This is a genomic window from Mucilaginibacter sp. P4_G9 (genome assembly GCF_056400985.1).
This window is the reverse complement of sequence record NZ_JBFUKF010000229.1, coordinates 1-8,046: the sequence shown is the minus strand read 5'-3', so window position 1 is coordinate 8,046 and position 8,046 is coordinate 1. Positions and strand designations below refer to the sequence as shown.

Annotated in this window: 6 protein-coding genes; 4 read left to right on the top strand and 2 right to left on the bottom strand. The window is 42.6% G+C overall.

Annotated elements, in window-relative coordinates:
* The 4 genes from AC1DPZ_RS17705 to AC1DPZ_RS17690 form a co-directional block, all read left to right on the top strand.
* A partial coding sequence (locus tag AC1DPZ_RS17705) for a hypothetical protein (protein ID WP_477405790.1) occupies positions 1-1,818 on the top strand: 1,818 nt, incomplete at its 5' end.
* A 6-nt stretch (positions 1,819-1,824) separates the two neighbouring features.
* Positions 1,825-3,612, top strand: a complete 1,788-nt coding sequence (locus AC1DPZ_RS17700) for a hypothetical protein (RefSeq protein ID WP_477405788.1) — start codon at positions 1,825-1,827, stop codon at positions 3,610-3,612.
* Positions 3,613-3,648: 36 nt separating this feature from the next.
* Positions 3,649-5,286, top strand: a complete 1,638-nt coding sequence (locus AC1DPZ_RS17695; protein ID WP_477405786.1) for a TldD/PmbA family protein — start codon at positions 3,649-3,651, stop codon at positions 5,284-5,286.
* 7 nt (positions 5,287-5,293) lie between these two features.
* Positions 5,294-6,625: a TldD/PmbA family protein gene (locus tag AC1DPZ_RS17690; protein ID WP_477405784.1), complete on the top strand. Its 1,332-nt coding sequence runs from the start codon at positions 5,294-5,296 to the stop codon at positions 6,623-6,625.
* Between the two features lie 75 nt (positions 6,626-6,700).
* Here AC1DPZ_RS17690 and AC1DPZ_RS17685 read toward each other — a convergent pair whose 3' ends face one another.
* Both AC1DPZ_RS17685 and AC1DPZ_RS17680 read right to left on the bottom strand, forming a co-directional pair.
* Positions 6,701-7,219, bottom strand: coding sequence for a DinB family protein (locus tag AC1DPZ_RS17685; protein WP_477405782.1), 519 nt, complete (start codon positions 7,217-7,219; stop codon positions 6,701-6,703).
* Positions 7,220-7,365: 146 nt separating this feature from the next.
* Positions 7,366-8,046, bottom strand: a 681-nt coding sequence (locus tag AC1DPZ_RS17680) for an ATP-binding protein (RefSeq protein ID WP_477405780.1), incomplete at its 5' end; no start/stop codon positions are given.

Sequence of the window (8,046 nt, the reverse complement as noted above, 5' to 3'; positions counted from 1 at the left end):
CTGGAAACCTTACAGTTGCAAAAGGTTGAAATTCAATTAAAAGATATTCCCCAATGGCACAATTCGTTTTTTAAACGGATTAAATTTGCTTCATTGTTAATGATTTTCGCTTTGGGGATGGTTTGGTTAATCAACAAATCGGCCAAATCAAACAGCATTATAACTGCAAAAGGTTCTTCAACAGAAAAAGCTGCTGCCTCTGAAAAGGTATTACCGCAAATTTCTGCTGTTGAAGTGGTAATTAAACCGCCAGGCTATACTGGCAAACCCAACCGAAGCCAAGATAAGTTCACTTTAAATGTGGAGGACGGCGCGACCATAACCTGGAGAATATCAACTAATATAGCTGTAAAGCGGGTATCGTTTTTGTTTAATGATAAAGAGGTTATCACGTTAAAAAGTTTAAACGCCGATAAAACCCGGTGGGAAACCCAAAAGCAAATTAACAAACCCGGTTTTTACCAGGTTAACGTGGATGGTAAGCTTTCCGATCTGTACCAGGTGCAAGTTATAACAGATCAGCCGCCGGTTATCCGGATAAAGTCACCTAAGCAATACACCTACATAGATGCAGGTGAGGCCCAAAAAGTAAACATAGATGCCTCGATAAACGATGACTATGGGGTGGGCAATGCACTCATTTTCGCTACGGTAGCGAAGGGCAGCGGCGAGGCTGTTAAGTTTAAGGAGTATAAGCTCGATTTTTCAACTTCTTTCAGTGGGCATCAGCCTCAATACAACCTCCAAAAGCTGGTTAGCCTGCCGGCTTTAAATATGGAACCGGGCGATGAGCTTTACTTTTATATACAGGCAACAGATACACACAGGCAGCAAAGCCGAACTGATGTGTACACTGTATCCATACAGGATACCGCCCAATTGTTAAGTATGGATGGTATGCTTAGCGGTATAAATCAAAAGCCTGAATTTTTCAGGAGTGAACGGCAAATCATCCTCGACACAGAAAAACTATTGAAAGACAAGGATAGTATTACTACCGAAAAGTTTAACAATAGAAGTAATGATCTTGGGGTAGATCAAAAGTTATTACGCCTGCGTTATGGAAAGTTCCTGGGTGAAGAATCTGAATCAGATATCAATCCTGCTGATGAGAAGAACGATCCTGTTGGCGATATTAACAACTACGGGAATGCCGCTGTTATATTAGATAAGTATACCGATAAGCACGATAATGCCGAGGATGCCCAGTTTTTTGATCCCGAATTAAAAAAACAACTAAAAGCAACCTTAACCGAAATGTGGAAAGCCGAACTGCAACTACGGCTATATAAACCACRGGAGGCGCTACCATTTGAGTACAAGGCATTGCGCTTATTAAAAGATTTACAGCAAAAATCAAGAATGTATGTAGCCAAAACTTCCTACAATCCCCCGCCACTAAAATTAGAGAAGCGGCTAAGTGGCGATCTGTCGAAAATTAACCAACCGCTATACAAGCAGGATGTTAAACGGGGAACAGATGAGTTTGAAAACCTGAAACAAGCTGTGGCAATATTGGAGCAGCTAAAAGTTAAACAGCAAATTAGCAGCATCGATGAGCATATATTGGCCATGGCTAACCAGCAACTGAGCTTAAGAGCATCGGCACAGCCCGGCATTTATTTACCAGCCTTAAATGCTATGCGCCGGATTTTATCCAAACAGGCAAATGTTAAATTGTACGATATCGCTTTGGTTGAAAGGGCGATTCAAAAAACCTTGTTACCGGTTCAGAAAACGCCGGTTTCAACACAAGGCACTGTAGATATGGGTTTATCGCAGCAGTATTATAAAAACCTTAACCGCTTAAACCGCTAATTGCAAATGAACTGGAGCACCATTGTTATCATCATTTGCATTTTACTGGCAGCTTTTGCAGTATGGAAGGAGTATACCCGTTTCAATAAAGCACGCTTATTTCTGCGTATTACAGCGGTTATTATAGTGATAGTTGCGCTGGCTTGCATTGCGTTACCGTTAACTTACCAGGCTGATATAAATAGACGAAATAGGGTTGAAGCTATTTTACTAACGGATGGCTTCAATACGGATAGTTTAAGCAGGTATAATAAAGAAAGGCTCTTTACTTTGGATAAAGGCATAGGTAAGGAGATCCGCAGGGCTATTTTGCTAAATAGCGCTGATGACTTAGCCAATGATTCTAATATAACTCAATTACGTATTTTAGGCAATGGCTTATATAAAGAAGATCTGCAGCAATTAGGTCATTTACCGGTTATATTTAATCCGGAGCCAATTAATGAGGGGATTACCGCCATAAGTTGGAATGAGAAATTAAGGGTGGGTGATGAGTTAACTATTCGGGGGAGTTTTAAAAATGTATCTGCAAAAAAGATAAAACTTATATTGAAAGGTTTAAGTACCGGGTTAGATTCGATGGTTATAGGGGCGGAAGCTACCGCGGGGTTTAATCTAAGTACTATTCCTAAAAATGCAGGCAGGAATATCTATAATTTACTGGCAATTACAGGAGCGGATGATACTATTGCAAAGGAAATTATCCCTGTGCAAATTGAACCGGCAAAACCTTTAAAAGTGCTGATGCTAACCGCATCGCCCGATTTTGAAACCAGGTTTTTAAAAAACTGGTTGGCTGGGCAAGGGCATGCTATTGCCGTTCGTTCTGCTATCAGCAAAAATAAATTCAACAAAGAGTTTATCAACCTGGAGCAGTTCCCGCTGGATCATCTTTCTGCTTCGGTGCTCGATAAGTTTGATGTATTGATAGGCGATCTATCGGTATTAAAGACGTTAAGTGGTGCAGAGACCGTTGCGTTGCAGCACGAGGTAACCCAAAATGGTTTGGGCGTAATTGTTAGGGCCGATAGCACTTTACGTTCAAATTCGTGGCTACAGGGTGATTTTCCTTCAGATAGGTTAGCTGTAAAAGATCCTATGCCGGTATCCCTTATGTTGCAAGGTAAAACCCAAAAATCTGCCAAATTAAGTGCTGGTTTAATTTACCTTGATAATCAAAACAATACGCAGCCCTTAGTAAGCGATGAGCATGGTCATATTTTAGCGGGTAGTACATTAGCCGGTGCCGGGAAACTTGTATTTACACCTTTAAATAACACATTTAGCTGGATGCTGAATGGTAACAAAACTGATTATTCAAACTTGTGGTCGTTATTGATTACGAGAGCGGCGCGAAAAACTCCGGTAACAGAAAACTGGAATGTACTATCGGCAATACCTTCGCTATCAAACCCTGTTCAATTGCAATTGGAAAGCGCGGTAAATCCGTCGGCAATTAAAATAGGTGAGGCTGTAGTAGCTCCGCAACAAAATGATCTGATACCCTTTCAATGGAAGACTACTTATTGGCCCAAAAGTCCAGGCTGGCAGTCAGCAAAGCAGGTTAATGGGCTTTTAAATTGGTTTTATGTATTTAAAAGTGATGAGTGGAAGAGCATCCGGGCGATGAAAAAGCAGGCTGATACAAAGGCATACACCGTTCAAAGCGGGATTAATACTAATGTAACGAAACAGATACATGAAAAAGCCACTATTGCTGTAAGTAAAATATATTTTTATGTTTTGCTAATAATAGCCTGTGTGTTTTTGTGGGTAGAGGCTAAGTTTCTGTAGCTATAGAATACAACTACTAAAAAGGAGGAATATACTTTGAGAAGACGTGACTTTATTTATTTAACGGGCATGGGTGCAAGTGCGTTAGTACTGCCCGGTATAAATGCACTTGGTAAAACGATTGATCCTTTGCAGGCGCTGGAAGGCGTTGATGTAAAGATCAAAAAAGAACTTGCAGATGCAGCTTTAAACGCTGCCAAATCAAACGGGGCAACGTATGCCGATGTGCGTATTGGCCGTTACCTCAACCAGTTTGTGGTTACCCGCGAAAACAAGGTTATCAACGTGGCCAATACCGAATCGTATGGCATAGGCATCCGGGTTATTGCAAACGGATGTTGGGGTTTTGCCGCTACCAATGATGTAACCAAAGAAGGCATGGCTAAAACCGCTTTAAAAGCAGTGGCGGTAGCCAAAGCCAATGCCAAAATTGGCGGGGCGCCGGTGCAGCTTGCTCCACAAAAAGGTTATGGCGAAGTAAGCTGGAGAACTCCGTTAACAAAGAATGCTTTTGAAGTACCTATCAAAGAAAAGGTTGATCTGTTATTAAACGCCAATGGTGTAGCCATGGCGGGTGGGGCCAATTTTGTAAACTCCATTATGTTTGCGGTTAATGAGCAAAAGTATTTTGCATCAACCGATGGTTCTTATATCGACCAGGATGTGCACCGGCTTTATCCAAGTTTTAATGTTACCAAAATAGACCCAACAGCCGGATCATTTGAAACCCGCAGATCCCTAAGCTCACCGGTTGGTATGGGTTACGAGTACCTCGATCCGCTGGATAGCGAAAAAGTTTTGGGCATTACTACCCGATACAAAAAGCGCTATGATATGATTGAGGATATGAAATTTGCAACCAAACAGGCAGGCGATAAGCTAAAAGCAAAATCGGTAGAGCCGGGCAAATACGACCTGGTGCTTGACCCATCGCACTTATGGTTAACTATCCACGAATCTGTTGGCCACCCAACCGAACTTGACCGTGTTTTAGGTTACGAGGCTAATTTTGCCGGTACCAGTTTCCTTACATTGGATAAATGGAAATCGGGCAAGTTTAACTTCGGCAGCAAAAATGTAAATATTGTTGGTGATAAAACCCAGGTAGGCTCTTTAGGCGCGGTAGGTTATGATGATGAAGGGGTTAAATGTAAAAAATGGGATATCATTAAAGATGGTGTGCTGGTAAATTACCAGGCCATCCGCGACCAGGCGCATATTATAGGGTTAAATGAATCCCAGGGATGTTGCTACTCCCAAAGCTGGCAGGATGTGCAATTTCAACGCATGCCGAATGTCTCCCTGCAGCCCGGTAAAACTCCGCTAAGTGTCGACGAAATGATCAAAAACGTGGAAAAAGGCGTTTACATCATAGGCGATGGTTCTTTCTCTATCGATCAGCAGCGTTATAACTTCCAGTTTGGCGGTCAGCTATTTTACGAGATCAAAGATGGTAAAATAGCGGGGATGCTTAATGATGTAGCTTACCAGGCCAATACACAGGAGTTCTGGAATTCCTGTGCACAAGTTTGCGACGAGCGGGATTATCGTTTAGGCGGTGCTTTTAACGATGGTAAAGGTCAGCCTGCGCAATCAAGCGCGGTATCGCATGGCGCTTCAACCGCGCTGTTTAAAGGGGTTAATGTAATCAACACTAAAAGAAAGATCGGATAACTGAATTATGCCAATATTAAATAAAGAAGAAGCACAGGCTTTATTAAAGAAAGTGCTTGCCTATTCAAAAGCCGAAGAGTGCGAGGTAAGTATAAATGGAAGTGAGGGTGGTAATATCCGTTATGCGTTAAACGCTGTATCTACAGCAGGCGATATCAGTACTATCGGGCTGTCTGTAACGTCTGTTTTTGGGAAAAAGGTAGGTACTACCACCATTGATGAGTTTGATGATGCCGCGCTGGAAAGAGTAGTGCGCCGGTCGGAAGAACTTGCTCAGTTAGCGCCTGCTAATCCGGAGTATATGCCGATGTTGGGTCCGCATGATTTTCCGGATTCTGTTACCTACAATGCAAATACAGCCGGGATGACACCCGATAGCCGTGCCGGACTGGTGGCTAAAAGCCTATCGGTTACCAAAGAAGCTAAACTTACCGCGGCTGGTTTCCTTGAAAATTCAACCAGCTTTAACGCGATGATGAATTCAAAGGGTTTATTTGCCTATAATAAAGGCAACGATGTTACTTTTTCGGTAACAACACGCAACGAGGCAGGTACCGCTTCGGGTTATGCCGCAAAAGGGTTTACAGATGTAAATAAGCTGGATACATTTACCGCCACTAAAGTTGCGGCCGGCAAATGTTTAAGTTCATCCGGAGCCAAAGCCATTGAGCCCGGAAAATATACTGTGATACTGGAACCGGTTGCGGCCACTTATATGCTGGAGAACATGTTTCGCTTTGATGCGCGGAGTGCCGAGGAAGGGCGCAGCTTTTTAAGTAAGAAGGGTGGAGGTACCCGCTTGGGTGAGCAACTGGTAGACCCAAAAGTAAATATTTACTCCGATCCGTTTAATCCTGATCTGCCTTCATCAACCTGGAGCGGCGAAGGTTTGCCACGTGAAAAAACAATGTGGATAGATAAGGGCGTAGTTAAAAACCTGAGCTATTCGCGTTATTGGGCCGATAAAAAGGGCGTAAAACCAATGCCTGGTCCTGGTAATATCATTATGGATGGTGGCGATGCCAGTATTGAGGATCTGATCAAAAGCACCGAAAGAGGGATATTGGTTTCTCGCCTGTGGTACATCCGTATGGTTGATCCACAGTCGTTACTGTTAACCGGGCTTACCCGCGATGGTACGTTTTATATCGAGAATGGTAAAATCAAGTTCCCGGTTAAAAACTTCCGCTTTAATGAAAGCCCGGTTATTATGCTGAACAACCTGGAAGCCCTTGGTAAACAGGAACGCAGCATCAGTGTAGAAAGTTACCGCAGCTACCTGATACCACCACTAAAGATCAGGGATTTTACATTTAGCTCATTATCAGACGCGGTTTAAACAAAGCATATTAAGGTAAATGGGATAGTCACCGGCTATCCCATTTTAAGCCTTTTGCATTTGATATTACTGATCTTATCCAAGATACTTTTCCCTTAAAAGATTGCAATGATGGATATTGTGCCCAACAGCCATCCAACCTAAACTTCTTGCTGTATAAACCGGCGCTCCGTCAAATTTGAAATCCAGCATCGCATCGGTCATGTGCTTAAAAAGGCTGATAGTAGCTTCCCTAATCGTTATTAATTCTTCGGCTATATCATTTAATGTTCGGTTGGTTGCGTTAAAGTCCCGGTTATAATCCTTGCCTTGCGGAACTTCCAGGTATACATCTACCTGTCTTGAACAACAAAAAGCCTTGTAGGCAAAATATCGTTCGTCATCGGCAAGGTGAATGAAAACCTGTTTCACTGTCCATTTATCTTCGGCGTATCTATGGTTTTCTGCTGTTGACGGGATCGAGTTGATCAGGTCGAGCATTTGCTGTTTGTTGCTTTGCAAAGCCCCCATCAGCTCATCGCCTTTAACTAAATTAAAAAAATATGGATACCATGAAGGTGCATCCTCAATATTAGGGCGGCCAATTTTGATCATATTTCTTGGTTAATTTTACTTACAACACTATTGCAACCAGGTTATTTGAAACAGAAGCTGCTTGAATTGTTTTTCGTAAAAATACTCATCGTAATTAATATCGAAGATGTGTGTAAACGACTACCTGAGGGCGATATGCGACATTTTTAATCCTCTGCATATTCCCAGGCGCTTTGATACCCACCCAGTTTTTCGGCATGATCAATAAAATCGGCGTAAAATTTCAATCTTGTAAGGGTCGCGCTATCGCCAATAACTACCAGCTTTTTGCGGGCCCTGGTCATGGCCACATTCATCCTGCGGATATCCGATAAGAAACCGATTTCGCCCCCGGCATTGCTGCGGGTAAGACTGATGTAAACCACATCCCGTTCCTGTCCCTGGAAACTATCGATGGTGTTTACCGAAATGTTTTCTATAAACGTTAACAAATTCGGGTTATTAAGTAATTGATCGTTCAGCACCCTGATCTGTTCTTTATAAGGAGATATGATGGCTATAGACGGGAACTTTTCTGTCGGGTCGATTGCTGTTACCAATCTGTTTAAATGTTTAAATAACAATGCCGCTTCATCGGGATTAAAAGTGCTGGTACCTGCCTGCTGTTCTTCAAAACCGGCGCCGGCCGTATCAATAAACGTAACCGGCATATCGCCATTAAAAAGTAAACGGTTAGCTACCGAAGCATGCGCCTTTAACTTATCCTCGTAAAACTCTCTTGATGAAAAGCCCATAATAGCTTCGTTCATCCGGTATTGCTCATCTAACAAAACCACAGCTTCGGGATGAAGCGCTACGCATTTTTCGAGCAGGGTAGTACTCAAGCC

Bases quoted from the DNA above. Each gene is read 5' to 3' on its own strand.
- AC1DPZ_RS17700 (WP_477405788.1), top strand. From the start codon at position 1,825: ATGAACTGGAGCACCATTGTTATCATCATTTGCATTTTACTGGCAGCT.
- AC1DPZ_RS17690 (WP_477405784.1), top strand. From the start codon at position 5,294: ATGCCAATATTAAATAAAGAAGAAGCACAGGCTTTATTAAAGAAAGTG.
- AC1DPZ_RS17685 (WP_477405782.1), bottom strand. From the start codon at position 7,219: ATGATCAAAATTGGCCGCCCTAATATTGAGGATGCACCTTCATGGTAT.